Consider the following 25,531-nt stretch of genomic DNA (forward strand, 5'->3'; position numbering starts at 1 on the left):
ATTGCTTAGGTACATAGTAATATGAAAGCGTATATAATAAAATGAATAATATGATTAAAACATGAACAATCTGATTATCATTTCTAGACATCAAGGAGGAGCTATGACTCAATCAACTACCTGTCACGTATTATCAGCTGGATTCTCATTTCATCGTAAACCATTTCATATGTCTCATAGTCATGGAAATCAGAACTATTTAATTCGTCTGCAAACGGAGGGCCGAAGCCGAGCCTTGATCGACGGTGTCATGACTCCAGTAGAGAGCGGCGATATCATGCTGTTTGCTCCTAACGATCCTTACTATTTAATCATTGATAAGGAAGAGTATCCTGTAGGTAAGCCGCGAATTGAAAGCGGAGATTATCATATTTTTTGTGAAGGAACTTGGATTGAGGAGTGGTGGCAGCGCGCTCAAAGACCCACTCGTCTAAGTGTGCCATTAAGTGAGAATTTTCTTGGTCTGTTTCGGCAGCTGATTCTTGAGCACAGACGTCTATCCGATTTCTCACCAGCGATATCCGCCTGTTATCTGCAAATCCTATGTATGGAAATCGACAGACTCATTACAGATCAACCAGCGATTACGCCTAAAGGTTATCTAGCCTACCGAATGAAGCAATATGTTGAGGAGCATGCAACCTTACCATTTTTGTTGGAGGATGTTGCCGCTCATGTAGATATCTCCGTCTCCCGTGCCGTCCATTTATTTAAAGAAGCCTTCGACACGAGCATTATTAAATATGTAAATGATGTCCGGCTAGAAATGGCAAGAGAACGAATAACCTTCAGTCCTATGCCGCTGGAGCAAGTAGCAGAAACCTGCGGGTTCGCAAATTACACCTATTTTCACCGCGTATTCCGTAGTCGTTTCGGCATGTCACCTAGACAGTACCGTGTGCATAGCAGAGCACAAGTATAAAAAGATACGAGACGCATAAACAAGCAAAAACGCCTACGGCGTCCCTAAAGGACGGTAAGCGTTTATGCGAGAAATATAAGGATAATGTATTACGTGAAGCGTATCTTCATAAATTTTAAAAATAGGGCTGTCCCTTTAGTAGATAAACTACTTCAAGGATAGCCCCTGCTTCTATACTCAAACAAAAATCATGATAGTGAGATTATAATTCTTTTACGGCTGAAATGATTAGGAACATCGGTCTTCGATCCTCGTCCTTCATCCATGGATCATTGCACATTTCTTCAGAAGGCTTAGGCTCCCTAACTGCTTTGATAGCAAAACCAGCACCAATTAAATCATTGAAGTAGGTTGAAATCGTACGATGATATTTAATCACATGTTCTGTTAAGAATGTGGTTTCACGCAGTCCCTCAGACTGATAATGATCTACAGGCCAATGGAGGCGATTTCCTTGGTCATCCACGTACCAGTCCTGTTCATTTCGAGAAGTAAAGATGGGATGTTCCACTGAAAAAATAAAGCTTCCGCCTGGCTTAAGATAAGTATTAACCTTGCGGCAGATGGCTTCAAAGGACTCGATATAATGTAAGGCCAACGAACTAATGACCACATCAAATTGCTCGCTTGCAAATTCAATGTCCTCAATCGGTTTCTGGATAAAGGTTATGGCAGGATCGTCTGTTTTTTCACGCGCTTCTTGAAGCATTTTTTCAGAGATATCCACTCCTATGACCGAACTTGCTTGCTGCTCACGTGCATATAAACAGTGCCAGCCAAATCCGCAGCCTAAATCAAGAACACTTTTATTATGTAAATCTGGGAGAAGTGACTTTAATACATGCCATTCCCCCGCAGCTTCAAGTCCACCAATGGAACGAGGCATTTGTTTATAGGCTGAGAAGAAATTTGAGTCATCATATTTATTTTGTTTCATCAGTTACACATCTCCTATGCAGTATGTCTTCAATCAGTATATTCTTAGTGACATATTCTTTTCAAATCGCCAAATGAAAAGGAGCATCATCTTGGAAGATCTGCTCCTTGTGTTTATTCTTATTCAGTTGCTGCTGCTTGCTCGGTGTTAACCGTACATGCTGTGAAATGGCGCCATAATCCCCATTGGATCTTCGACTTTGAGCTGCGCACCAGGTTCCTGAGCGCTCTGCCTTTAGCAAGGCTTTTTGTGTTTTGGTACGTGCCATGTGGCACCACACTCCTATTCATTGGTGAACTATGAGACAACTACATTTTAACATATTCCAGACTATGAGTGCAGCCAGAATTCCGTTACAATGAGATCACTGATAGTTATCTAACTTATCTAAATAGATTCGGAGGTTTTTTAGGATGAAATATGATGTTTTGTATGAGGGTGCTTTTGCTATGCTGAAGGTATACCTAAACCCAGGCGAAAGCGTTAAAGCTGAAATGGGCGCAATGGTCGCAATGTCACCAAACGTAGAATTAAAAGGAACCGCTGATGGTGGCATAATGCGAGGCCTAGGCAGAATGCTAAGCGGAGAAAAGTTTTTCTTTCAGGAACTAAGAGCTACACGTGGTCAAAGCGAGGTACTGCTATCTCCTGGCTCATTAGGTGATATCCAAGCTATCGAATTAGACGGATCCTATAAGCTGTTAGTTCAGAAGGATGGATTCCTAGCTGGAACTGAAGGCATTCAAGTGAATACCAAAATGCAAAATTTAACGCGAGGTCTCTTCTCCGGTGAGGGCTTCTTTATTGTTGAAATCAGTGGAAGAGGAACTGTATTCCTGTCTTCCTTCGGAGCGATCCACGCCATTAATTTAGCACCTGGTGAAGAGATGGTTATCGATAATGGGCATCTTGTCGCGTGGCCAGATTATATGGACTATAAAGTTGAAAAAGCGGCCGCCGGTTGGTTAAACAGTTTAACCAGTGGTGAAGCACTCGTCTGCCGATTCCGTGGAGAAGGTGTTATCCTCGTTCAGAGTCGTAACCCTGGAAGCTTCGGAACGTGGATTAAATCCTTCGTGCCTACTCGAAGCTAAAGAAAAAACGCATGCTGTCTCCATAGCTGGATTTCCTATATCTATCAAAAACGCAAAGCAACGCTTCTCCTGTTAGTTGAGACGCGCTGCTTTGCGTTTTTTTGCCTCACTGTGGCTTACTCAAGCATGTTCTGGAAGAAGATTGTACAACGGTGCGATCGCGGAGTGTCCTCAAATAAATAGGGAATTTCTCCCTATAAATTAAATGATTTATTATGAAATATAGGGAATTCGCCGATTTATAGGGAGGATTTCCCTATGACCATTCATATAGGTCAATTATCAGTTATTTTCAGAGAGTTTTTCCCCATTTACTCACAGAAAAAGAAGCTGCCCCTAAGTAGCATTTACTACTTTTGAGACAGCCTCTTCTTTTAGTTAGAAAGCGGGCTTATGAGACCGCTTTGTTTGCTTTTTCTTTTTTGCAGCCCGTTCGTTTACACGTGCCATAAGTACCCTTGAAATCAAGACGGTGATCCGTGACGTTAAAGCCATATTCACGTTCCACTCTTTTCTCTAGCTCCACCAGCCAGTCATCCTTAATTTCCTCCAGCCTGCCGCACACGCTGCATATCAAATGATGATGCATGTGAGCATGATCATTCCCGCGCAGATCGTAACGTGCGACTCCATCTCCGAAGTTCATCTTCTCTACAATGTGAAGCTCACATAAGAGCTCTAGTGTACGGTATACCGTTGCCAATCCAAGATGCGGATAGCTGAGCTTTACTATCATATATACTTCTTCTACACTAAGATGCTCTTTCTCATTGTCGAGCAATATGTTCACTATAGCTTCACGCTGGGGCGTTAATTTATATTTTTGCGCCGCAAACAGCTGACTGATATTTGAAATTTGATTCATTTCATCTCCTACCTTCCCGGAATGATTTAACATCCGTACCCACTGAGACGCACCCATGTATGCATCAAAATATTAAGCGTAAATAGTAATCGTTACGATATAATCATAACAAAAATAACCACAAATGAATAGAGCCTGACATCATTATAACATCTCAGCTCATTTATCCAAAGTTCTTCATCCAAACAAGCCCATATTTCTACCGAAATCTACTTTTTCGTGAAATAATGTTGGATTGACCGCAACTTTTCCATATTTTTCTACGTTTAAGGATTTGATAGCGGCCACGAGGCCTATCCATACAACGAGGTGAAATGACCATGAATATGAAAAAAAGTACGTTAGCCGCAATAACAACGGTGACCATTCTCTCCTTCTCTTTGGGTGGCCAGATGTTTGCAGCTGGAAACACCTTTAAGGATATTGACAACATAAACGGCAAAGAAAAAATCATTTCTTTAAAAAATCAAGGCCTAATCAAAGGGGTTAGTGAATCCCAATTCCTGCCCAGCTCCAAAGTAACAACAGCACAAGGTATCCAGTTCATTTCAGGTGGTCTCCAGCTTAGCCTCGCGGCCATCGATTTCAACAAAGCTCCTATTGCCAGCGGCTTGTTTACAAAGGTTAAAGATAAAGCTTGGTATGCTGAAGCCTTCATCAATGCTTACTACAATCGTGTCGAGCTTCCTAAGGATATTGATCCTACCAAAACAATAACTAAAGAAGAGTTCACCAACTACCTTGTGCAAGGGGTTGAAGGCATTGGTAATCTGCCAATGATTAAAATAGATCCAGTAGATATCACTGACGAAGCTGCGCTGAACCCCTCTTATCAAGGCAGTATTCAACGTTCACTTAAATACAAGATCAATAGCTTAGACGCAAATGGGAAGTTTAATCCGAAAAGCGAAATAACCCGCGCCGAAGCGGCAATTATGCTCTATAATGCTTTGGAATTTCTAAAGACTGGCATTAAACCCTAAAATAAAAGAGTCATCTACAGTTCTAAAAAATGCACTTGATGATGCACACGAAAAAGCAGCCCAGGTTTAGTCCTGAGCTGCTTTTTACGTTTCGCTCTTCGTTTATACTTCTTCACCACTAATTCTGTTCAGAAATTGCAAGGCGCGAGGATGCTTCGGATGCTCAAGCACTTCTTGCGGAGTCCCTTGCTCCAGAATATGGCCACCATCCATCAAAATGATCCGGTCAGCCACATCAGCAGCGAATTTCATCTCATGGGTCACAATCACCATGGTCATTCCTTCTGCAGCTAACTGCTTAATAACCTTAAGCACTTCCCCCACCAGCTCAGGATCGAGCGCCGAGGTAGGCTCATCAAACAGAAGTACCTCTGGATCAACTGCCATGGCTCGAGCTATGGCTACCCGTTGCTGCTGCCCCCCAGACAGTTGGTGCGGATAAGCATCCGCTTTGTCAGCCAAGCCTACTTTAGCTAACAATTGGAGAGCACGTTCGCGTGCCTCTTCCTTAGATCGTTTCTGGACAGTTACCTGTCCCTCCATCACGTTACCAAGTGCAGTCATATGCGGGAATAGATTATAGGATTGAAAGACCATCCCTGTTTTTTGACGTAACGCCAAAACAGAATTTTGCGGAATTTTCTTATTATCCGTAAAATTAATTTTAATATCACTGAGCGATAAGCTTCCTTGATCAGGGATTTCAAGCAGATTAAAGCAGCGTAATAGTGTCGTTTTGCCTGAACCCGATGGGCCAATAATAACCAGCACCTTGCCATGCTCCATTTTGAGATCAATGCCTTTTAAGACCTGCAGCTCACCGAAGGATTTATGCAAATTAAGTATTTCAATCATAACTATCTCTCCTTTAGCTCGCAGAGTAACGACTCAGTCGTTTCTCCAAGTAATTTTGCAGTGCTGACAACACAGAGCAGAATAGTAAATAGAACAATCCTGCTTCGCAATAGATCAGCAGTGGCTCGTAGGAGGTGGAAGCAACCTGCTGTGCTGTTCTGAACATCTCCGTATAGGTAATGGTCGCTGCAAGCGATGTGTCTTTAACCAAGCTAATAAAGGAATTCGATAACGGCGGTACAGATACACGAGCAGCTTGTGGCAGAATAATGCGACGCAATGCTTGCGCACGAGTCATCCCAACGGAGAAGGCCGCTTCCCACTGACCTTTATGTATCGACAGGATAGCGGCACGTACGATTTCTGATGAGTAAGCCCCTACACTAAGCGTAAACCCAATAGTCGCGGCAATGAATGGGTCGAGCACAATTCCCACTGCGGGCAAACCATAGAAAATAATAAATAGTTGTACCAACAATGGGGTTCCACGAATGACCCATACATAAAAGCGGGCGATTAGCTTCGGAAGTACCCAAGGGGAGAGACGAGCTAGTGCAGTCAATATCGCTAATATCAGTCCCAGAACAAATGATATCAATGCCAAAGGAATGGTAAAAGCCACCCCGGCTTTTAGCAGGGGTAGCAGTGAATCTAAGAAAATTTGTATTTTGCGGTCATCCATCTTCAGACATCCTTTTTTGGCTCCAAGCTAGTCTAGCTTCTGAAGCCATGTATTATTTTGAAACGTCAGCACCAAAGTACTTCTCAGAAATCTTTAAGTATGTTCCATCGCTCTTCATTTCAACAATTGCATCACTGACAGCCTTTACCAACTCGTCGTTGCCTTTCAGGAACACAGCGGCGCTTTGCGAACCGTCAGGAATCTCATCCACCACTTTAATTTTCGCATCAGGCTTCTGTTTTTTCAGGTCCAGATAAGACAAGCCATCATTTACTGTCGCATCAATGCGGCCTGAGGTCAGCAGGTCCATTGCTTGATTAAAGCCGTCTGTTGCTACGATTTCAGCGCCGTTCTCACGAGCGATATCGGACAGGTTGCTGGTTAGAGATTGACCGGCCTTTTTACCCTTAAGATCTGCGAAAGTCTTGATATCATTATTGTCTTCACTCACAATCAATACCGCTTTAGATACGATGTACGGTTCAGAGAAATCATATTTCACTTTACGGTCTTCATTAATGGATACTTGGTTAAAAATAACATCAAACCGCTTAGCATCCATCCCTGCAAAAATACCATCCCACTGTGTCTCAAAAAATTCAGGTTCAACACCGAGACGCTTCGATACTTCTTCAGCGATTTCCACGTCAAAACCGGTCAGCTTCCCCGAAGCATCATGAAAAGTAAAAGGTGCATAGGTCCCTTCCGTTCCTATCCGCAATTTGCCGCTAGCTTTCACAGCTTCCAGACTGTTTTGCCCATTAGATGCTGCTCCGTCATTAGTTCCAGCTGAAGAGTTCGTAGCAGTATCGGTTTTCGTATTATTACCGCAAGCCGCTACAAGCACCACGGTTAACGCCAATAGGATAGTTAAACTTAGTTTTTTCATTATATAATTCCCCTCTCTTTACCCGGAATTATCCGGTAAATTGTATATTACACTGGCATCTGTTTGCCGTCAATGCTTTTTCCGATAATATACATCGGAATTGTAATATTAGGTAAATCTCTATCCTTATATTACCCATTCTTAGAATAATCCTTCACAAGATCCTCTCTTTACATCTCAGAAAGTTATGGTATATTTATAAACAAATTAAATATGGACCTGTTATTTCACTAGGGGAGTCGGCCGACTGAGACGGAGCTTCAAGCTCCGGACCCTTGGAACCTGATCTGGATCATACCAGCGGAGGGAAGTGGAGCGGAATTTTCATCCCATGCATTTTTAGTGTTACTATGCAGAATGAACTTTTTGACCCATTCATTTCCCACCGGAAATGGATGGGTCTTTATTTGTTTACAATCAATCACAAAACTTAAGCACATGCTTCCGAAGCTAGTTTTGTTTGAGGCTTTTCAGGATGAATCTTCATCCACAAAACTTTTAGGAGGTTAGATCATCACAACAATCCTATCCATTCAGGACCTAGCCTACTCTTTTCCCGAATCTAAACAGCCCCCTGTATTCGCAAACTTAACCATGGATATTAGGCAAGGTGAGTTTGTCGCTGTCATTGGGGCTAGCGGATGCGGGAAAAGCACGCTTTTCAAAACTATAGCAGGCTTGCTCGAACCCACTCATGGGAAAATAATGATTCATACGAGTCCATCTGCCACCACTCGCTTAGGTCAGATCGCTTACATGCCTCAGCAGGATTTGTTGTTGCCCTGGAGAACGGTACTCGACAATTGTCTTTTGCCCTGGGAGGTTAAACCAAGGTTCAGTAAACAACAGACGATCTCTCAAATTCGGGAAATGCTGTCACGCTTCGGTTTAACCGATGTAGAGAAGGCATATCCTCATGAACTATCGGGTGGAATGAAACAGCGAGTCGCATTTCTGCGAACGTTAGTGGCTGGAGACGGCAGCGGTCTAATGCTACTAGATGAGCCATTTGGGGCACTCGACGCTATGACCAAGCGAGAAATCCATCGTTGGCTGTTAGAGCTTTGGGGTGAACTGAGTCAAACGGTGATGCTCATCACCCATGATCTAGAAGAAGCGCTATTGCTCAGTGATCGAATTTACTTAATGTCTGGAGGCGGACGTAGCGGAGTACAGGAGGTCATCGTTGATTTACCTAGGCCAAGACATTACAAGATGAACTATGAACCCCGGTTTATAACACTGCGGGAAGAGTTGGAGCGAAGACTGTATGCAGCCCATACCTTTTAAAAAACATCTAGACAATTATGGCCCCTTCATTCTACTCGTATTATTCATTGTTGCGATCTGGGAGTCAGCTGTTCGCCTTCACTTGATTCCAGCCTTTATCCTCCCTGCACCTTCATCAATATGTATCGCTTTGATTGAGCACAGGCAATTATTAATTGGACAGCATTTATTGGCGACGCTACAGGAAATATTGTTCGGTTTCGTTCTTTCAGTTATCTGTGGTGCACTATTGGGCACCGGAATGTTCTTGTTTCGACCGCTTGAAAAAGCCATCTATCCTTTCCTTATTATCAGTCAGACGATCCCATTAATCGCTCTATCCCCCATTTTTATTATGTGGTTCGGATATACGCTGTGGAGTAAAGTGGCTGCTGTGTTTCTAACTGCTTTTTTTCCAGTCGTAGTGAGTACATATGATGGACTTCGTACAAGTGGACAAGCATACAAGGATTTATTGTTAACCTTGGGTGCAAATCACTGGCAACTACTTGCTAAAACCCAAATTCCGCTAGCGCTGCCCTCTTTTTTCTCAGGATTAAAGCTATCCATTGTGTACTGCGTCATTGGAGCAACCATCGGTGAATGGCTTGGCGGCAGCAAAGGACTCGGTTACTTCAGTAGAAGGATGGCTGGAAATATGCAAAGTGCCGAAATGTTCGCCGCAGTATTTCTTTTATCCGCACTCGGCGTGGTGCTGTTTCTGTTGATAGCTCTGCTCGAATCATTATTTTTAAAGAAAAGAGGCTCTAACCGATGAATCATTTGAACGTCCAAAGAAAATGGCTTATTCCCTTGTGTTTCTTCTGTTCAGTCCTAATCTTAAGCAGCTGCGGAAAAGCTTCCAACATAAATAACCCTTCTGCTAATTCTTCCAATAACGAAAATACGCAAACACACAAGCTGACGATTATGCTCGATTGGTATCCCAATGCCGTTCACTCTTTTCTATATGCCGCTGAGCGCAATGGGTATTTCAAAGAAGAAGGTCTGGACGTAGAGATCCAAATGCCCTCAGACAGCAACGATGCTCTGAAACTTGTGGCAGCGAATAAAATCGATTTAGCACTTAGTTATCAGCCTCAGGTGCTCATGGCACGCGGTGAGAACATTCCAGTCCGCTCGATCGCAGCGATTGTGCGACATCCGCTTAATCATTTAATGGTACCTCAAACTGGAGATATCCATAGTCCCAAAGACCTCACAGGTAAACAGATTGGGTATTCTTCCATCCCTCTTTATGAGGCCATGATTCGTACAATGATCCAGAACGATGGGGGTGACCCAAACACCAGCAAATTAATCGACGTAGGCTTTGACCTTATTCCAGCGATTTCGACCGGCCAAGTAGATGCCATTATGGGTGGTTTCATTAACCACGAACAATTAATCCTAGAAAAAGAAGGTCATCCGGTTCACTCGTTCAATCCCACGGATTACGGTGTACCCGATTATTATGAGCTTGTACTTGTCGCCAGTGATCAGGGATTAAAAAATTCTCAGTCCTCCTTCAAAAAGTTTCTAACCGCCATTACTAAAGGACAGAAATTCGTAGAAGACAATCCGGAAAAAGCGCTAAACCTGCTGCTTGCACATGAAGATGCGACCTCTCCACTCGATCAGCAAATTGAGAAAAAGAGTCTAGAAATTCTACTGCCGCTAATGAATGCGGGAGATCAAGAATTTGGATATCAAGAGCCCGCTTCTTGGGAAGAGGTACGACAGTGGTTATCCGACAATGATTTACTGTCAACTGATATCAAAGCTGAGGACGCTTTTATTAATCTGTAAACTCTAGCTATTTGCTTATAAAACTTGAGGAGGAATTATCATGAGTTATCTATCCAAAGTACGGGAATCCAATCCACTGGTCCACAATATCACTAATATCGTCGTAGCCAATTTCTCAGCCAACGGTCTTTTGGCACTCGGTGCCTCTCCCTTTATGGCGGATGCCCACGAAGAAGTAGTAGATATCGCCGCATTTTCGGCTGCAGTGGTTCTAAATATTGGCACACTGAATGACTATGCTATTCAAGCCATGCTGCTCGCAGGACAATCAGCGAATAAACATGGAGTTCCCTTAGTGCTTGATCCGGTAGGTGCGGGAGCAACTTCCTATCGAACAGCGGTCACACAAAAGCTAGTAAATGAGATGCAAATTACCGCGCTACGTGGGAATGTAGCTGAAGTCGCTAACGTAATCGGTGAGAGCTGGTCTATTAAAGGGGTAGATGCAGGCGAAGGAGATGGCGATGTAGTCGTCTTAGCTGAGACTGCCGCGCGGAAGTTAGGCTGTGTAGTGATCGTCACCGGAAAAGACGATGTGATCACCAATGGAGCTAACACCTACATCGCCAGTAACGGTCATCCTATTCTAACAAAGGTTACTGGAACTGGTTGTTTGCTAAGCGCTGTTGTCGGTGCTTTTCTTGCGGTAAGTGAAGGTGCCTCGCTGGAGGCCGCAGTGGAAGCTCTCTCCTTCTACGGAGTAGCTGCTGAAATCGCTGCCGAGCAAACGGCTGGTCAAGGCCCGGGAAGCTTTCAAATTGAGTTTATAAATCAATTGACATTGGTGACACCCGAAATCTATAAAGAGAAATCCTTAATTAAGCAACTCAGATAACAACACATAAAGGAGTGAATGCAATGATTATTTCTAAAGCTCTAACCATAGCCGGCTCTGATAGCGGCGGTGGTGCTGGTATTCAGGCAGATCTAAAAACGTTTCAAGAGCTCTCTGTATATGGCATGACCGTACTTACAGCTGTGACAGCCCAGAACACGCTAGGTGTTCAAGGCGTATATCCGTTGACACCGGAAGCTATTACTCAGCAGCTCGATTCCATTGGGCTTGATCTGATGCCGGATGCTGTGAAGACGGGGATGCTTTTTAACAGTGAAATCATTCGTATCGTAGCAGAGAAGATTCAGCAATACGGCTGGCGTAATCATGTAGTTGATCCTGTAATGGTTGCTAAAGGCGGGTCCACCCTACTGCAACAAGAAGCTGTCCAATCCTTAATCAGTCATCTACTGCCACTAGCCTTAGTGACGACCCCCAATATTCCCGAGGCTGAAATGATTACAAATAAGAGCATCACTACTATGGATGATCGTCAAGAAGCAGCTAAAATCATTCATGCCATGGGCTCTAAATATGTAGTGCTTAAAGGTGGGCATGATACCTCAACTACGGCTGTTGTAGATCTCTTATATGACGGTTACGAGTTCATCTTTATGGAAAGTCGACGAGTTCAGACCAGACACACGCACGGCACAGGCTGCACCTATTCGGCGGCAGTCACTGCCGAGCTCGCCAAGGGAAACTCGGTTCCTGAGGCTATCCACACAGCTAAAGCATTTATACAAGCGGCAATTGAAGACGAGCTTGGCATAGGGGCTGGACACGGGCCTACGAATCACTTTGCTTATCAGAATAGATTGCGAGGGATGAACCATGAAGCGAATAGACAGTGATCAGCTGCGGGATTTATTAAAAGTCTATTTCATTATGGGTAGTGTGAATTGTCGTAGATCTCCTGCGAAGGTGTTAAAAGAAGCCGTCGCTGGCGGCATAACGATGTTCCAATTTCGCGAAAAAGGAACGGGGGCACTAACCGCCCAAGTTAGGTTCAATCTAGGAAGACGGCTCCAAAAGATTTGTCATGCAAACGGAGTCCCTTTTATCGTTAATGACGATATTGATTTAGCCATCGCCCTTGATGCAGACGGTATTCATGTAGGACAAGATGACACCCCCGCGCTAGCGATTAGACAGCTGCTTGGGGATGATAAGATCATTGGTGTGTCCGCTCACTCGCTCGCTGAAGCTCAGCAGGCAATTGCAGATGGAGCCGATTATCTTGGCATTGGGCCAATTTATCCTACCTCTTCAAAGGAGGATGCCCAAGCTGTTCGAGGCACATCCGTTATTGAGGAAATACGAAATAGCGGCATTACAATTCCTTTGGTCGGTATAGGAGGGATCACGGTGCACAATGCAGCCCCGGTATTAGCTGCGGGTGCGGATGGAATTTCTATTATTTCTGCCATTGCAGGGGCTGAGGATGTTACCCTCGCCGCTAGGGGATTTGTTCATGAAGTTAATGTAAGCGGGACATAAGCTCACTCAGCTCTTCATCGCTCAAATGCCGCCATTGTCCTCGCTCCAAGCCATCTAAAGTAATATTCATAATTCTTATGCGCTCTAGCTTTAGAACTCTATATCCTAACTCCTTGCACATTCTGCGTATTTGCAGATTAAGGCCTTGAGTTAGGATAATTCTAAACTCACATTCCGTGATTCGATCGACCTCACAAGGTTTCGTTGTGACGCCAAGGATGTCCACCCCACTAGACATTGCTTGTAAGAATTTTGACGTTATTGGCTTGTCTACATGAACTACATATTCTTTTTCATGCCCATTCTCGGAACGCATCATTTTGTTTACAATATCTCCATCGTTGGTTAACAAAATGAGACCTTCCGAGTTTTTATCTAATCTTCCGATCGCAAAGATTCGTGAGGGATAGCCTACAAAGTCTATAATATTCCCTGCTACCTGCGGAGCAGCTGTACAAGTAATGTCGATCGGCTTGTTCAGAGCGAGGTATACCGGCTCTCCTTTACTGCTTGTTATTGGCTCTCCATCGATCCAAACGATGTCCTCTGGCTCTAAAAGAATATTCGCATCACAGACGATGCCATTAACAGCAATCCGGCCTGCGGCAATTAATCGTTTTGTTTCCCTTCTGGAGCAGAAGCCTGTCTCGCTTATATATTTATCGATTCTCACTAATGATCCTACTTTCTCTCTAATACTGATACTTGCTTATATCCATAAAAAAACACCTGATTTTAACGATCAAAATCAGATGTTAACCTTCAGGAAGTACCCATTTGTAAGGGAGCTATTTCGTGTTTCCGCTTTTTTTCACGTTATTGCCCTTGCTTCCACTTGCATCTTTAGCGCCTGGACCCGTGTTTGGAGCACCTTTTGCAGGTCTAACTGGCTTTGCTGTTTTGTTCCAGCGTGTCCAGCCTTTACTCCCCGTACCTCTTCCCGTGCCGCCACCTTTACTTTTTGCACCCATCTTATCACTCCGTCAGTCATTCAGAATTCGTATAGTTTATACACTCTATCTATCTTACCACACTCTCATTGTTTCTGTTTAAGCATCTTTATTCATTTCATAAATACTAAAGGTATTTTCATGTATTTCAATAGCAATTATGGTACCCTCTTTCTCAAAAAACTGCACATGCCCTAACCGCTTATCCTCCAGCTCTACCCACCCTGAATCCCATAATTTATTGAAATAGCTTTCAGGTGGATAGAGACCTTGCTCTCCCCCTATATTATCCAATTCGTACTTTACTCCTATTTTTATATTGGGGTTACTTGAAGTTGTCGTCACTTCGATTTCTTTGGCATTCTTCGGAATAGGAATTTCAGCATTTATGGAGGACACTCCGTACTCTTGTTCCTCTTGCGTTGATGAAGTACACCCGCTATTGAATAGTATTAGCGGTAAACATATAAAAGCTAATAAATATTTAAACAAATATATCAGCTCCCTCCCTAACTAATTTTAGCAAATTATAATATAAAAATAAAACACCTCACCAAAGACTAAGCTTTGACGAGGTGTTCCTTATAACCTTAGCTTGATAGCTCAGGGATACTACTGCTTTGGCTGAATATAACCTTCAGCTTTCAGAAGCTCAGCGATCAACACGGCTCCGCCAGCTGCTCCGCGCAGTGTGTTATGGGACAGACCCACGAATTTATAATCGTAGATGGCATCTTCACGAAGTCTGCCTGTAGATACGCCCATTCCGTTCTCAATATCACGATCCAGCTTGGTCTGTGGACGGTTCTCTTCTTCGAAATAAGTAATGAACTGTTTAGGTGCACTAGGCAGTTCAAGCTCTTGAGGACGTCCCTTAAAGCTATTCCAGAGATTCAGAATCTCTTCTTTGGAAGGTTTCTTCTCAAAAGAAACAAATACAGCGGCCATATGACCATCGGCTACAGGTACACGGATACACTGGGAAGTAATGGTTGGTGATTCGCTTTTCACAATCCCGTCCTCTTGTACACTACCCCAGATCCGCAAAGGCTCTTGCTCGCTTTTCTCTTCTTCGCCACCAATGTAAGGAATCACGTTATCCAGCATTTCAGGCCAGTCAGCAAAAGTCTTGCCCGCACCGGAAATCGCTTGATAGGTTGAGACTACCACTTTAGATGGGTTAAATTCTTTAAGCGCATGAAGCGCAGGAACATAACTCTGAATGGAGCAGTTAGGTTTAACCGCTATGAAACCTGTCTCTGTTCCTAGACGTTTTCTTTGCTGCGCAATAACCTCAAGATGCTCAGGGTTAATCTCAGGAATGACCATAGGCACGTCTGGTGTCCAGCGATGCGCCGAGTTATTTGAGATTACTGGAGTGCCAGTGCGAGCATAAGCTTCCTCTAGCGCTTTAATCTCATCTTTTTTCATATCTACAGCACAGAAGATCAAATCTACGTCTGTAGCTACTTCCTCTACCTTAGATGCGTCTTGAACCATAATATTCTTCACGTTCTCAGGCATTGGAGTGGATAGCTTCCATCTGCCCTTGGCCGATTCTTCATACGTTTTCCCAGCAGATCTACCACTGGCAGCAATCGCAGTTACTTCAAACCAAGGATGATTCTCTAAAAGGGCTATAAAACGCTGACCCACCATACCTGTGCCGCCAACTATGCCGGCTCTTAGCTTTCTTGACATCAGATAATTCACTTCCTTTTGATTAACTGTCCTATTGAGAATAATAGGCCGATAATTAATGATATACGGGTAGAGAACATTTGGCGAGTGTTAACATCAAAATAACATTAAAAAAATTAAATTTTAACTGCTTATATTGTGTTTCATGAATGCTCATGAACCAAATAACTGCACTCAGTACAATTATAAGTGCTTATTCTGCTTAGACAAATTAGTTAATTGCATTCTATACAACTATTTCCCGGCAAAATAATGAAAATGTACTCCACGTTAACTGATAGTTGTATGAAGTACAGTTAAATCTCTTCAACTCAGCATTTTATTGCATATAGTTGTACGAAATACATCTATTTGCGCTTTGCGATTGCAATCTGCTTCAAACCAAACAAATCATCATTCGTTGATTTTCATTTAAACCAGCCTTTTTCCTTAAATCGAGTAATCGCTTCAATACGATTGCCCACGTCCAGCTTATCGAGGATCACCGAGATGTAATTCCGAACTGTACCAGTGGTAATGTACAGCTCGCTTGCGATTTCTTTCGTATTTTTACCATCGGCGATCAGTCCGAGTACTTCCTTCTCCCGCTGTGTCAACGGATTCACTTCGCCGCTGTAGGCTTCATCCATCAGCTCCGGTGCATACATGCGTCTGCCAGCCATTACATTACGAATAGAAAGTGCCAGTTCTTCACTAGGACTGTCTTTTAGCAAATAAGCATGAACACCCGCCTTAAGCGCACGTTCGAAATATCCTGCACGGGCAAAGGTTGTGAGTATCATCGTTTTACAGCCACTATTCTTCAATGCTTCTGCAGCGTCGAGACCACTCATCGCCGGCATCTCAATATCCATAATACAAATATCCGGTTTATGCTGCTTAACCATCGCTACAGCTTCTTCACCATTGCTTGCACGGCCCACAACCTGCATATCTTCTTCTAAATCCAGCAAAGAAGCTAGCGCCCCAAGGAGCATTCGCTGATCTTCTGCGATCACAATTTTTATCATTATAGGATGACCTCCTGTTCCGGTTGCTTGAATACATTGGGTACCTTAATCACGATAGTAGTACCCCCATCTCTCACGATATCCATACAGCCATTTACAAATTCAAGACGCTCTCGCATACCTTGCAGTCCATGACCTTTGAAATTAAGATCATTACCCGGAATGCCGATTCCATCATCCTTTACTTTAATGACTAAATCCGTCCGAGAAGGCTCAATTAGTATAGAGCAAGATTTTGCCCCACTATGCTTCACAACATTTGTGACAGCTTCCTTTATACACATGCTGAGTACATTTTCTGTAATCAATGAGGTGTTTGTTAGCTTCGGGTTCCCCTCTAGATTATAATCAATCTCCGCAGCCGTAAGGAACTGCTGGATATGAATCAATTCATCATCTAGCCGAATGCCGCGCATTCGTGTAACCATTTCCCGAACCTCTTTCAGCGCACTTCTCGCGGTCTGTCGTACATCATTAATCTCTGCTTTTGCTTGCGTAGGATTTGAGTCAATTAGCTTTCCTGCCAAGTCACTTTTAAGACCAATTAATGAAAGCTTCTGACCTAATGTATCATGAAGGTCTCGCGAAATTCGTTGACGTTCTTCAATCTTAACGAGGTCGGATATCCGCTTATTCGCATCCTCCAATTGGTCTTGCAGCTTCTCTTGATTATTTCGGTTATAAGTACTGATTGGAAGCAGAATCACTGCAATCATACTAACAAGCACGAACGGAAGCTGACTAATAAACACGGAATTACGTGAGAGCAGCTCATAATTGATTGTAATGATCGTAGTTAACAGATGAATAGAGTACAGTGTGAAGAACCCCACTCGATTCTGTATGTTCCCAATAAAAAAGGCTAGAAAAAGTGCAAAATACATATATCCGAAAAAAAGCGTCATCGTTATAGAAACTAGAATTTGAACACTCGTCCAGAAATATACCAGCCAGCCCTTAGAAACAAAAGAAAGCACATAACAAACAAAAAATACTGCGATCATCAAGATTCCCAAAATTACCTGATAGGTAGAGGAGGAACGGAATATAAAATAGAACGGTAGAATGTAAAAAACGACCCACACATAAGGGCTGAGACCTGTGCTTTTATGAAAAATATGATGCCACTTTTGCATGACCGCTCTCCTTTTTAACATACATTACTCTCCTTATTCTAGCACAAATTCAGTGAAAATCTGTTTAACCACTACTATCAAATAGAAAAAGATTAGAGCACGATTGATTTCACCGGCTCTAACCTTCCTTTGTAATCCTATTTTGTTCGAACCAATGATTATTATTCTCCCTGGAGTCTAGTCTTATGAACTTGTAAGACTTCTCCCGCTACCTTCGGTTTGCTTAGTCTCGACTTTACCTCTTTAAAGCCGATGAAGCACTTATTCTCCTCATCCCATAGACGGAAATGTAGAGCCTTCAGGCTTGAACTAAGCGTTATGGTCGTCGCTTTTTGCAGTGGCGGTGTAGCGTTATGAGCTTTTTCTAAATTATAGTTGGGTACCTTCGGACTTAAATGATGGACATGGTGGAAACCGATGTTCCCTGTGATCCATTGCAGCAGCTTAGGTAGCTTGTAATACGAGCTTCCCTCTACTGCAGCCATAACATAACTCCACTCCGATTCATTCTCAAAGTAGGAATCCTCGAACTGATGCTGAACATAGAACAACCATATCCCGAGAAATCCGGATACAAAAGCTATAGGCAATTGTACCATGATAAAGGCTTGCCAGCCGATCGCCCAAATAAGCAAACCATAGAGAGCTGCGATAGATACATTCGTTAAATAAGTATTCATCCGCTCTTTACGTCTGGCCCCTTTTGCATTAAAGCGATATTGAATCATAAAAACAGCAATTGGACCAATACCGAACATCACGAGCGGATTACGATAAATCCGGTAATATAGACGTTTCCAGAATGAAGCTGCTGCATATTCGTCGACAGTCATAATCCATATATCGCCAATCCCTCTTTTATCGAGGTTACTGGAGCTGGCATGATGAATGGAATGACTATGCTTCCACTGCCGATAAGGAACAAGTGTTAATACACCTGTAATGGTTCCGATAATGTCATTCGCTCTACGGTTCTTAAAGAACGATCCATGCGTACAATCATGGAAAATAATAAAAGTTCGAATAACAAATCCTGCTGCAGGAATGGCCAACAGAAGGGTGAGCCAGTAGGAAATGGATAAAGAGAAATAAGCTCCGCCCCATAACAGCACAAGTGGTCCTAAAGTATTAATGAGCTGTCTTATGCTCGCATTGCGATCGTTTTTCTCGTAAGGGGCTACACTCTTTTTAAGACTGGAGAGCTGTGATGTCTCTTTCGTAGTCATCTTTATCGTTTCCTCCTTGATGTGTCTGGCTAAGGATCTTTTCTTCTACTCTTAGTATAGGTGTGAAAGTGTCATCCTATAAGTCATAAACATCAAGTAAAGAGTATGACAAATGTCATACTCTTACCCTTTATCTATCCCTTTCACTATACAAACCCATGAATTTCTTCGTTAATTGGCTTTCCTCGCATGCTCTTCTCGGAATTCCGTAGGTGTCAGACCACTAGCTTTCTTAAAGACCTGAGTAAAATATCGTGGGTCCTGATAACCAACAAGCGGAGCGATCTGATACACCTTTACGTTACTGCTCTGCAATATATACTTCGCCTTCTCCATTCGACAATGAGTAACATACTCCAAGAAGGTATAGCCTGTTATTTGTTTAAATAAAGTACAAAAATGACTAACACTAAGATCCGCAAGCTCCGATACTTCTTCAATACTTAAGTCTTTATGGTAGTTACTCTCAATATAACGTTTCGTCTTCTCGATGGTGCTACGTGCGTCCTCACGATTCACAGGTTTAAGTCCTTGATCCAATCGCTCCCCAAACTCTTCCTTCAACGCAGACATCATTTCACTCAAGGTACCCAGATTGTGTAGCTTACTTAGCAATCCATGCAAAGACCAATCCGAATGCATATTCAAATGTTCAAAATGTCTGTACAACACGACAACCATCTCCACAAGTAGGCGTTCAGCAACCTCCTTAGGAATAACTTGTGTTTCAATATATCGCGCCATCTCATCGAACAAAGTCGACATTCGGCTCCTATCTAAGGTACGGATGCTCTCAATCAGCAAGGTCTCTAGCTCTTTGGGATATTTCACTTCTTTATTGCCCTCGAATGTTGTTTCCTCATCCATAAACACCCCGGCAAGACCAGAATAGAAACGTTGATACAAAGCCTTAGCAGCCAAAGGATAAACCGCACTTAATTGATCGATACCTTGTGTACAGCGGCTGATACCTACAGAGCAACTCAGCTTGGAGTATTTTTTGATCCCTGTAATCAAATGTTCGCCGAGTTCTCTTCTGCTAGCGCTTAAAGATCCTGGAAAGAGCAATACCCATTCCCCGTTATGAAAAGGGAAGACTGTAAGCACTCCATGCTCCAGTGACCACTCTTCAACAATGTTGCGGATCGCAAATAACCACAGTCGTTTTTCTTCCACACTCCACTGCCCGGTCAGAATAGAATAATCATCCAATTGGACTACAGCCATGAAATATCCACCTTCAAGTTCACTGTTCTCCAGCCATTTCAGGTGCTCAAGCGGCCTAGCATTTCCCAAAGTGATTTCAGCAAACATCCGTTCACGAGCGAGCATCGACAGCATCTGTACGGAATGCATCAATTGATCGTTTTCTTTCTGCTCATCCAGCCTTGTTTTCGCTCGGTTTATCATTTCAATCAGTTCGTCATGGTCGATGGGTTTCAGTAAATAATCAAAGGCTCCTTGACGCAATGCTTCTCTTGCATATTCGAACTCACCATAGCCACTTATAAAGATAAATAAGAGCTTGGCGTTCTTTGGTAATACTTCCTTCATTAAAGTGATTCCATCAATCACAGGCATACGGATATCGCTGATAATGATATGTGGCGTAGCCTCTTCTATTAAGCGGAGGGCAAGCTCTCCATTTCTAGCCTCTCCCACAATCTCCATCTGAAGATCATCCCATGGAATAGCTACCTTTAGACTACGAAGAATGATTGGCTCATCATCTACGAGCAAAACTTTATATTTCTGTTGTATCTCATCCATTCCGGCACCTCCATGCTTATTGAACACTTGAGCTTTGGATCAGATTCCAGTATTCCATCGATGATGCCTGCACTTGCTTTAATGCGTGATTCGCAGACATTTCTCCGTTAATCATTTTTTCGATAACACTAAGGAACATTTTTTTAACTTCGGGTGACAATACGTTATCGTATGGCACAAAGCTATTGCGATTAACCTCCATCATTTCCATCACTTGCGCGAATACCGGACCCGTCTTCTCCGGATCAAAGGCAATACGCATCGATGGAATTCTCAGTCCTTCATATACAATTCGAGTCTGGACCTCCTGTGTGTAAAAAGCCTTCAAAAGATCCAAAGCAGCTTCCCGTTTGGTCCCATTTAGCTCGGAGGATAGACCAATGCCAATGGTGTATCCACCCGCAATCGAGGGCTCCTCCCCCTGCTTCAAAGCAGGAAATGGAATAACGCCTACCTCATTCTGAAAATCAGTTGGAGCCGCAGCCCCTGAAAATAGATTAATATCCCAGTTCCCGTTTAAATACATTGCAGCTTTGCCACCTGTAAACAAACCTACTGCATTTTCAGTTGACAAATCATTGGATTGGGTGCTAAAGGCTCCTTCTTTAATCCATTGATCTAAATGCTCAAAAGCCTTTAAATAGGACTCATTTTGAAAGCTAGCTTGATCTGCACCAGTGATTAGCTTCTGGAACAGTTCGGGTCCAGCATAACGATCCATTAAATAATGTGCAAAGATCCCCGCGGGCCAGCGGTCCTCGTTCCCGAGCGCAAATGGAATGTATCCTCCAGCCTTGAGCCTCAGTATGGCATCATCGAGTTCTTGAAGCGTTGTAGGCGCCTCGAGACCAAGCTTGTTAAATAGCGTCTTATTAAAATACAGCGGTTCAGCATTCCCTTCGATAGGCAAACCATAAATATGGTTGTCAAAGGTCCAGAGATGCAGGTCCTTAAATTGGTTGTTTAGGCCGTTCTCAAGGACAAAATCAGTCAGATCAATCAGACGTTTAGAACGTACATAAGGCTCAATCTCTGCGCCACCGAACAGAACGAACATATCTGGTGGGGTGCCAGTAACCATCTCGCTTTTCAGCTTTTGTTCGCGGTGTATCGTCTGGTCAAGTCCTTCAAAATTAACTTTCACATTCGGATGCGAAATTTGGTATTTGTCCACGACCTCTTCAAAGATGGCTAGCAGTGGCCGATCATGCTCTTTAATCCAAAAATGACGGAAAGTCAGTGTTATTTTTTCTGGCGAATTATCTTCAATCGGTTCCTGATCACCTAAAGTAATGAATAATACAGCACCAGATATCAGCACTAAATATAACCACATCCAGCCCCACTTTATTACCCACTTCATGGAATCTCCCCCTACTTCCTTCTGTATGATTGATTATGGCAGTATTTTTGGTATTCGGATTCGAATCGTTGAACCAAATCCAGGGGATGAACACACAAGTAAGCCGTATGGACTACCGAATCGGATATTCAAACGTTCATGTACATTTTTAAGCCCTACTCCGCTGTCACTGTATTTCTTCTGAGCGATTCCCTCGTTGTCCCAAAGATTCATCATCTTGGCTAGATCAAAGCCCGGACCGTTATCTTTTACGATAATGATCATATCCGCGCCCATTTCATAGGCTGTGATTTCAATGATACCAGGGTCCTCCATTTGCTCAATCGCATGGTACAACGCATTCTCTACAATCGGCTGAACGATCAGCTTCTGTGTCATGAACGTTTTGAGACCCTCAGGAAGATTTATGATGTACGAGAACTTATCTTCAAAACGGAACTTCTGAATATCCAGATAATGACGAACATGCTCAAACTCCATTCGCAGCGGAATCAGCTCTTGATTCTGACTAATACTTATTCGGAGCAGCTTGCCGAGTGAAATGACCATCTTACTTATATCTTTATTGCCCTGCAGCACGGCCATAGAATTAATCGATTCGAGTGAATTATAAATAAAATGGGGATTAATCTGCGCCATTAGCGCCTGCATTTCTGCTTCCTTCTTCCGCCCTTGCTCAGTTTGTACCTGCACAATCAGCTCGTTGATCTGCGTGCTCATCCGGTTAAATCCATCAATCAACAAATCACTTTCATCATCGGCACGATAACGTGTTGTTATAGGTGTGAAAATCCCTTGTTTCACCCTCTTCATCCCGTTGACGGCGCTGTTAATGCTAAGAACGAGCCTTCTAACGAAATATCGATCAAACAATATGGCGGATAGCAATGAGACCGTGCCTAAAATAATCGCAATATTACGGATAGATATAGATTCAGAGGAGATTAGATTCATGGGTGTAATCGCTGCCAAATACCAGTCTTTATTATGAGAAGGAAGGAAGGTTATAAGCGATTTTTCCCCCTGATAGTTGTCGATGTAATAGTTTTGTTCCTTAGCATAATCATTTTGTAAAAAAGGGAAATCGGTGCGCTGCCCAATATGTTCACCGGATTTGTTAAAAACGACATTCCCTAGCTTATTGACTAGCAGAATATCTCCCTTCTTCAGCGTTGCCGCCTCCCAGAAAATCTGATCCAGTAAATCAGGCTTAACGGTAACAACCAGATATCCAATATTTTCGAGTGAATAATAATCTTTGATCACTCTTGCTTGCACGAGGACCGGATTGCCGGATAACGCCGAACCGTTCTCACCGGGTCCAGACCAAACAGGGCGCCCCTCAGCGCTTTCCATCGCGTTAAACCAACTCTGCTTCTTCATATCCTCAAAGGACATAGGTGCATTGTATTGATACAGCAGCCTATCTTTACTAAATAAACTAAATGAAGTAATCATCGGATGATTAATGAGTAAATTGTTGAGTTCCTGCTTTCGATCATAGGTGAGCACAAAGCTCGTCTGCTTGAGGGATTGTTGAATAACCGGTTGTGTGATCGCTGAATTCGTGATCGAGGAGATTTCACTAAGTGCGAATTTGAGCTTACGGTCTGTTTCAAGCAGTGAAATCCAGTAGAAGTTACTAGATTTTTTCTCCATAGCATTAGAGAAGTTAACGTATGTAACAATCCCCATCAGAATCACTGGAATAAAGACGAGAAGAATAATAGCGAACAAGATTTTTCGGCGGAGCTTCATGGTATTCCCCTTCCCCCTGCTGTCTCTGTCCTCTAGTATTCTTCACGAAACCGCCTATTCCCTTGTAGAGACAAAAAGTAAGATCAGCTCTTAATAGCTCCTGAAGTAAGACCCGCAATCACCCAACGGCTAAATAACAGAAATACAATCAGCAGTGGCAAGGTCGCCGTGAACGTAGCTGACATTATCATTCCATAATCCAAACCATCTCGATTGGAGAATAACTGCTGGAGCGCAATTTGTATTGTGAAATTCTCTTGATTCTTCAACACGACCAAAGGCCAGAAGAAATCATTCCATACGGTCATAAAGTTCAGTATACCTAGAGTCGCCATAGCTGGAGTGATGACTGGAATTGCGATGTTCCAGAAGATTCGGAAATGTCCCCCACCATCGATCCGTCCAGCTTCGATCAGTTCCGTATGTACAGCTGTGGAAATATACTGCCGCATCCAAAAGATCCCGAAGGCATTAACCATAGCCGGAACAATCAGCGCCTTGAAAGAGTCGATCCAGTGGAGCTTGGCCATAATTACATAAGTAGGTAACACACCAAGCTGCTGGGGCACAAATAATGTAGCAATGACAAAGTAGAATAGAATATTTTTAAACGGAAACTCATATTTAGCAAAAGCGTAACCAGCCAGTGTACAGAAAAATACGACCGATATTGTTACCATGGACGAGACGAATAATGAATTTCCTAGGGCTTGAAAGAAATCCGTTTTATCTAGTACCCGCTGGAAATTCTCAAAGAACTGGTTCCCAACCGTAAGCAAAGGCGGTACATGGAATACTGCGCCTCTGTCATTTGTGCCAACCACAAACATCCAGTAAAAAGGAAAGATGGACACGAGCGCACCAAGAATCAGAATGAGATAAAATCCTATTTTGCCGAAAATCCCAAGATCATCCGGATCTTTTTTTAATAGACGCAGTGTACTCACGCTTTACCCCCTCCTGTATCTCCACCCATGCGGCTTGAGACCAGCATATTAAGGACAGAGAATATAATCGTAACCACGAATAGTAGAACTGCCGTAGCCGCTGCCGTACCGAAGAATCCATTGCGGAATGCCTCGCTGTATAAATAAGTAACCATAGTGATTCCTTCCTGACGTGTAGATCCCGTTCCTGATTGTCCTAAGAATACATAAGGCTCAGTGAACAGCTGCAGGGCACCTATGGTTGAGAGCAAGGTGACGAATACGATGAATGGTTTCAGTAATGGCAATGTAATGAATGTTAATTGTTGTCTTCTGTTCGCACCATCAATTCGTGCCGCTTCATATAAATCTGTCGGAATACTTTGAAGTCCTGATAGAAAAATAATGGCATTATATCCTGTCCAGCGCCACATTACCATGGATGATATTGCGATTTTGACTCCCCACCAGCCAGAGTTGAAAGCCACACTTTCGAGCCCTAAACCGTTAAGCATCCAATTAATCATCCCGTTGTTCCCAAACAGCGTACTAAACACCAGAGTAACCGCAACAATGGACGTAATATTTGGCATAAAAAAGAGAATACGGAACGTTTTCTTGAAACGCGTCATCCCGGAATTCAACAAAATAGCAATCAAAAGCGCCAAAATAATCTGTGGAACCGTTCCGAGCAGTCCCATAATTAAAGTGTTGCTAAAAGAAATCCAGAAGGTAGGATCGCTTGTGACCAGCTCATAATTCTTCATTCCTACGAATTTCATAGGGTTCAAGGCATCCCATTTAAAGAAGGAGAGATAGATCGTAAAGAAGATCGGATATAGTCCAAATATCGAGAACAGAATAAAAAAAGGAGAGATAAATGTATACGCAGTGATGCGGCTCCTTCTTTGTTCAGTTAAAAAGGGGCGCTTGCTCTCGGCATGCGGACTCGAAATAACAGGTTGTGCCATGTCACACCTCCAGGTAATCTAACGTATCAAGGATAAAGTATTACGTGAAACTTATACTTTCTTATAATTAAATCCGAATT

The 25,531-nt window shown here is 43.0% G+C and carries 27 protein-coding genes and 1 riboswitch; of the genes, 9 read left to right on the forward strand and 18 right to left on the reverse strand.

Annotated elements, in window-relative coordinates:
• Positions 1-103 precede the first annotated feature (103 nt).
• Positions 104-922, forward strand: a complete 819-nt coding sequence (locus NSS67_RS20950) for an AraC family transcriptional regulator (RefSeq protein ID WP_339315528.1) — start codon at positions 104-106, stop codon at positions 920-922.
• A gap of 202 nt (positions 923-1,124) precedes the next feature.
• Here NSS67_RS20950 and NSS67_RS20955 read toward each other — a convergent pair whose 3' ends face one another.
• Entirely contained in the window at positions 1,125-1,859 is a 735-nt protein-coding gene (locus tag NSS67_RS20955; RefSeq protein WP_339315529.1) for a class I SAM-dependent methyltransferase, read from the reverse strand.
• Between the two features lie 61 nt (positions 1,860-1,920).
• A complete protein-coding gene (locus NSS67_RS20960; RefSeq protein ID WP_339315530.1) occupies positions 1,921-2,127 on the reverse strand; it encodes a hypothetical protein in 207 nt (68 codons plus the stop codon).
• A 145-nt stretch (positions 2,128-2,272) separates the two neighbouring features.
• On the opposite strand from NSS67_RS20960, the gene NSS67_RS20965 reads away from it, so the two are divergent.
• Entirely contained in the window at positions 2,273-2,953 is a 681-nt protein-coding gene (locus NSS67_RS20965) for a TIGR00266 family protein (RefSeq protein WP_339315531.1), read from the forward strand.
• Between the two features lie 391 nt (positions 2,954-3,344).
• On the opposite strand, the gene NSS67_RS20970 is transcribed toward NSS67_RS20965, so the two are convergent.
• Positions 3,345-3,818, reverse strand: coding sequence for a transcriptional repressor (locus tag NSS67_RS20970; protein WP_339315532.1), 474 nt, complete (start codon positions 3,816-3,818; stop codon positions 3,345-3,347).
• Between the two features lie 320 nt (positions 3,819-4,138).
• On the opposite strand from NSS67_RS20970, the gene NSS67_RS20975 reads away from it, so the two are divergent.
• Positions 4,139-4,801, forward strand: coding sequence for an S-layer homology domain-containing protein (locus tag NSS67_RS20975; RefSeq protein ID WP_339315533.1), 663 nt, complete (start codon positions 4,139-4,141; stop codon positions 4,799-4,801).
• Between the two features lie 102 nt (positions 4,802-4,903).
• On the opposite strand, the gene NSS67_RS20980 is transcribed toward NSS67_RS20975, so the two are convergent.
• The 3 genes from NSS67_RS20980 to NSS67_RS20990 are packed head-to-tail and all read right to left on the reverse strand — an operon-like array spanning position 4,904 to position 7,227.
• The gene (locus NSS67_RS20980; RefSeq protein WP_339315534.1) at positions 4,904-5,656 is read right to left on the reverse strand and encodes an amino acid ABC transporter ATP-binding protein; all 753 of its coding nucleotides are present in this window, start codon (positions 5,654-5,656) and stop codon (positions 4,904-4,906) included.
• Between the two features lie 13 nt (positions 5,657-5,669).
• The gene (locus NSS67_RS20985) at positions 5,670-6,338 is read right to left on the reverse strand and encodes an amino acid ABC transporter permease (protein ID WP_339315535.1); all 669 of its coding nucleotides are present in this window, start codon (positions 6,336-6,338) and stop codon (positions 5,670-5,672) included.
• A gap of 52 nt (positions 6,339-6,390) precedes the next feature.
• Entirely contained in the window at positions 6,391-7,227 is an 837-nt protein-coding gene (locus NSS67_RS20990) for an amino acid ABC transporter substrate-binding protein (RefSeq protein WP_339315536.1), read from the reverse strand.
• A gap of 222 nt (positions 7,228-7,449) precedes the next feature.
• A riboswitch (TPP riboswitch) is annotated at positions 7,450-7,553 on the forward strand.
• A 268-nt stretch (positions 7,554-7,821) separates the two neighbouring features.
• Between NSS67_RS20990 and NSS67_RS20995 the strand changes: the two genes are divergently transcribed.
• The 6 genes from NSS67_RS20995 to thiE are packed head-to-tail and all read left to right on the forward strand — an operon-like array spanning position 7,822 to position 12,640.
• Complete coding sequence (locus NSS67_RS20995) at positions 7,822-8,517, forward strand: ABC transporter ATP-binding protein (protein WP_339315537.1); 696 nt, start codon at positions 7,822-7,824, stop codon at positions 8,515-8,517.
• On the forward strand, positions 8,498-9,274 hold the full coding sequence (locus tag NSS67_RS21000) for an ABC transporter permease (protein ID WP_339315538.1): 777 nt from the start codon (positions 8,498-8,500) through the stop codon (positions 9,272-9,274). Before NSS67_RS20995 ends, NSS67_RS21000 begins: the two co-directional genes overlap by 20 nt.
• Positions 9,271-10,305 carry an ABC transporter substrate-binding protein gene (locus NSS67_RS21005; RefSeq protein ID WP_339315539.1) on the forward strand — a complete coding sequence of 345 codons (1,035 nt, stop codon included), beginning with the start codon at positions 9,271-9,273 and terminating at the stop codon, positions 10,303-10,305. The genes NSS67_RS21000 and NSS67_RS21005 overlap by 4 nt, the downstream gene beginning before the upstream one ends.
• Before the next feature lie 40 nt (positions 10,306-10,345).
• On the forward strand, positions 10,346-11,140 hold the full coding sequence (gene thiM / locus NSS67_RS21010) for a hydroxyethylthiazole kinase (protein ID WP_339315540.1): 795 nt from the start codon (positions 10,346-10,348) through the stop codon (positions 11,138-11,140).
• 23 nt (positions 11,141-11,163) lie between these two features.
• Positions 11,164-11,994, forward strand: coding sequence for a bifunctional hydroxymethylpyrimidine kinase/phosphomethylpyrimidine kinase (gene thiD, locus NSS67_RS21015; protein ID WP_339315541.1), 831 nt, complete (start codon positions 11,164-11,166; stop codon positions 11,992-11,994).
• Positions 11,975-12,640: a thiamine phosphate synthase gene (thiE, locus tag NSS67_RS21020; protein ID WP_339315542.1), complete on the forward strand. Its 666-nt coding sequence runs from the start codon at positions 11,975-11,977 to the stop codon at positions 12,638-12,640. Before thiD ends, thiE begins: the two co-directional genes overlap by 20 nt.
• Here thiE and NSS67_RS21025 read toward each other — a convergent pair.
• The 12 genes from NSS67_RS21025 to NSS67_RS21080 form a co-directional block, all read right to left on the reverse strand.
• Positions 12,621-13,313, reverse strand: coding sequence for a pseudouridine synthase (locus tag NSS67_RS21025; protein WP_339315543.1), 693 nt, complete (start codon positions 13,311-13,313; stop codon positions 12,621-12,623). The two genes, thiE and NSS67_RS21025, sit on opposite strands and share 20 nt — an antisense overlap.
• 115 nt (positions 13,314-13,428) lie before the next feature.
• Positions 13,429-13,611 (reverse strand): DUF3934 family protein, encoded by a 183-nt coding sequence (locus NSS67_RS21030; RefSeq protein ID WP_339315545.1) that lies wholly within the window; start codon positions 13,609-13,611, stop codon positions 13,429-13,431.
• 78 nt (positions 13,612-13,689) lie between these two features.
• A complete protein-coding gene (locus NSS67_RS21035) occupies positions 13,690-14,082 on the reverse strand; it encodes a hypothetical protein (protein WP_339315546.1) in 393 nt (130 codons plus the stop codon).
• Positions 14,083-14,202: 120 nt separating this feature from the next.
• Positions 14,203-15,291: an aspartate-semialdehyde dehydrogenase gene (asd, locus tag NSS67_RS21040; RefSeq protein ID WP_339315547.1), complete on the reverse strand. Its 1,089-nt coding sequence runs from the start codon at positions 15,289-15,291 to the stop codon at positions 14,203-14,205.
• 407 nt (positions 15,292-15,698) lie between these two features.
• Positions 15,699-16,301, reverse strand: a complete 603-nt coding sequence (locus tag NSS67_RS21045; RefSeq protein ID WP_339315548.1) for a response regulator transcription factor — start codon at positions 16,299-16,301, stop codon at positions 15,699-15,701.
• Positions 16,301-17,437, reverse strand: coding sequence for a sensor histidine kinase (locus NSS67_RS21050; RefSeq protein WP_339320654.1), 1,137 nt, complete (start codon positions 17,435-17,437; stop codon positions 16,301-16,303). Before NSS67_RS21050 ends, NSS67_RS21045 begins: the two co-directional genes overlap by 1 nt.
• A gap of 161 nt (positions 17,438-17,598) precedes the next feature.
• Positions 17,599-18,663 carry a fatty acid desaturase gene (locus tag NSS67_RS21055; RefSeq protein ID WP_339315549.1) on the reverse strand — a complete coding sequence of 355 codons (1,065 nt, stop codon included), beginning with the start codon at positions 18,661-18,663 and terminating at the stop codon, positions 17,599-17,601.
• Between the two features lie 171 nt (positions 18,664-18,834).
• On the reverse strand, positions 18,835-20,433 hold the full coding sequence (locus NSS67_RS21060) for a response regulator (RefSeq protein ID WP_339315550.1): 1,599 nt from the start codon (positions 20,431-20,433) through the stop codon (positions 18,835-18,837).
• A 16-nt stretch (positions 20,434-20,449) separates the two neighbouring features.
• Complete coding sequence (locus NSS67_RS21065) at positions 20,450-21,796, reverse strand: extracellular solute-binding protein (RefSeq protein ID WP_339315551.1); 1,347 nt, start codon at positions 21,794-21,796, stop codon at positions 20,450-20,452.
• 33 nt (positions 21,797-21,829) lie between these two features.
• Positions 21,830-23,554 carry a sensor histidine kinase gene (locus NSS67_RS21070; RefSeq protein ID WP_339315552.1) on the reverse strand — a complete coding sequence of 575 codons (1,725 nt, stop codon included), beginning with the start codon at positions 23,552-23,554 and terminating at the stop codon, positions 21,830-21,832.
• An 83-nt stretch (positions 23,555-23,637) separates the two neighbouring features.
• Positions 23,638-24,501 (reverse strand): carbohydrate ABC transporter permease, encoded by an 864-nt coding sequence (locus NSS67_RS21075; RefSeq protein ID WP_339315554.1) that lies wholly within the window; start codon positions 24,499-24,501, stop codon positions 23,638-23,640.
• Positions 24,498-25,451, reverse strand: coding sequence for a sugar ABC transporter permease (locus NSS67_RS21080; RefSeq protein ID WP_339315555.1), 954 nt, complete (start codon positions 25,449-25,451; stop codon positions 24,498-24,500). The genes NSS67_RS21075 and NSS67_RS21080 overlap by 4 nt, the downstream gene beginning before the upstream one ends.
• Between the last annotated feature and the right edge of the window lie 80 nt (positions 25,452-25,531).

It is taken from the genome of Paenibacillus sp. FSL R10-2734 (assembly GCF_037963865.1).
GTDB lineage: Bacteria > Bacillota > Bacilli > Paenibacillales > Paenibacillaceae > Paenibacillus_AQ.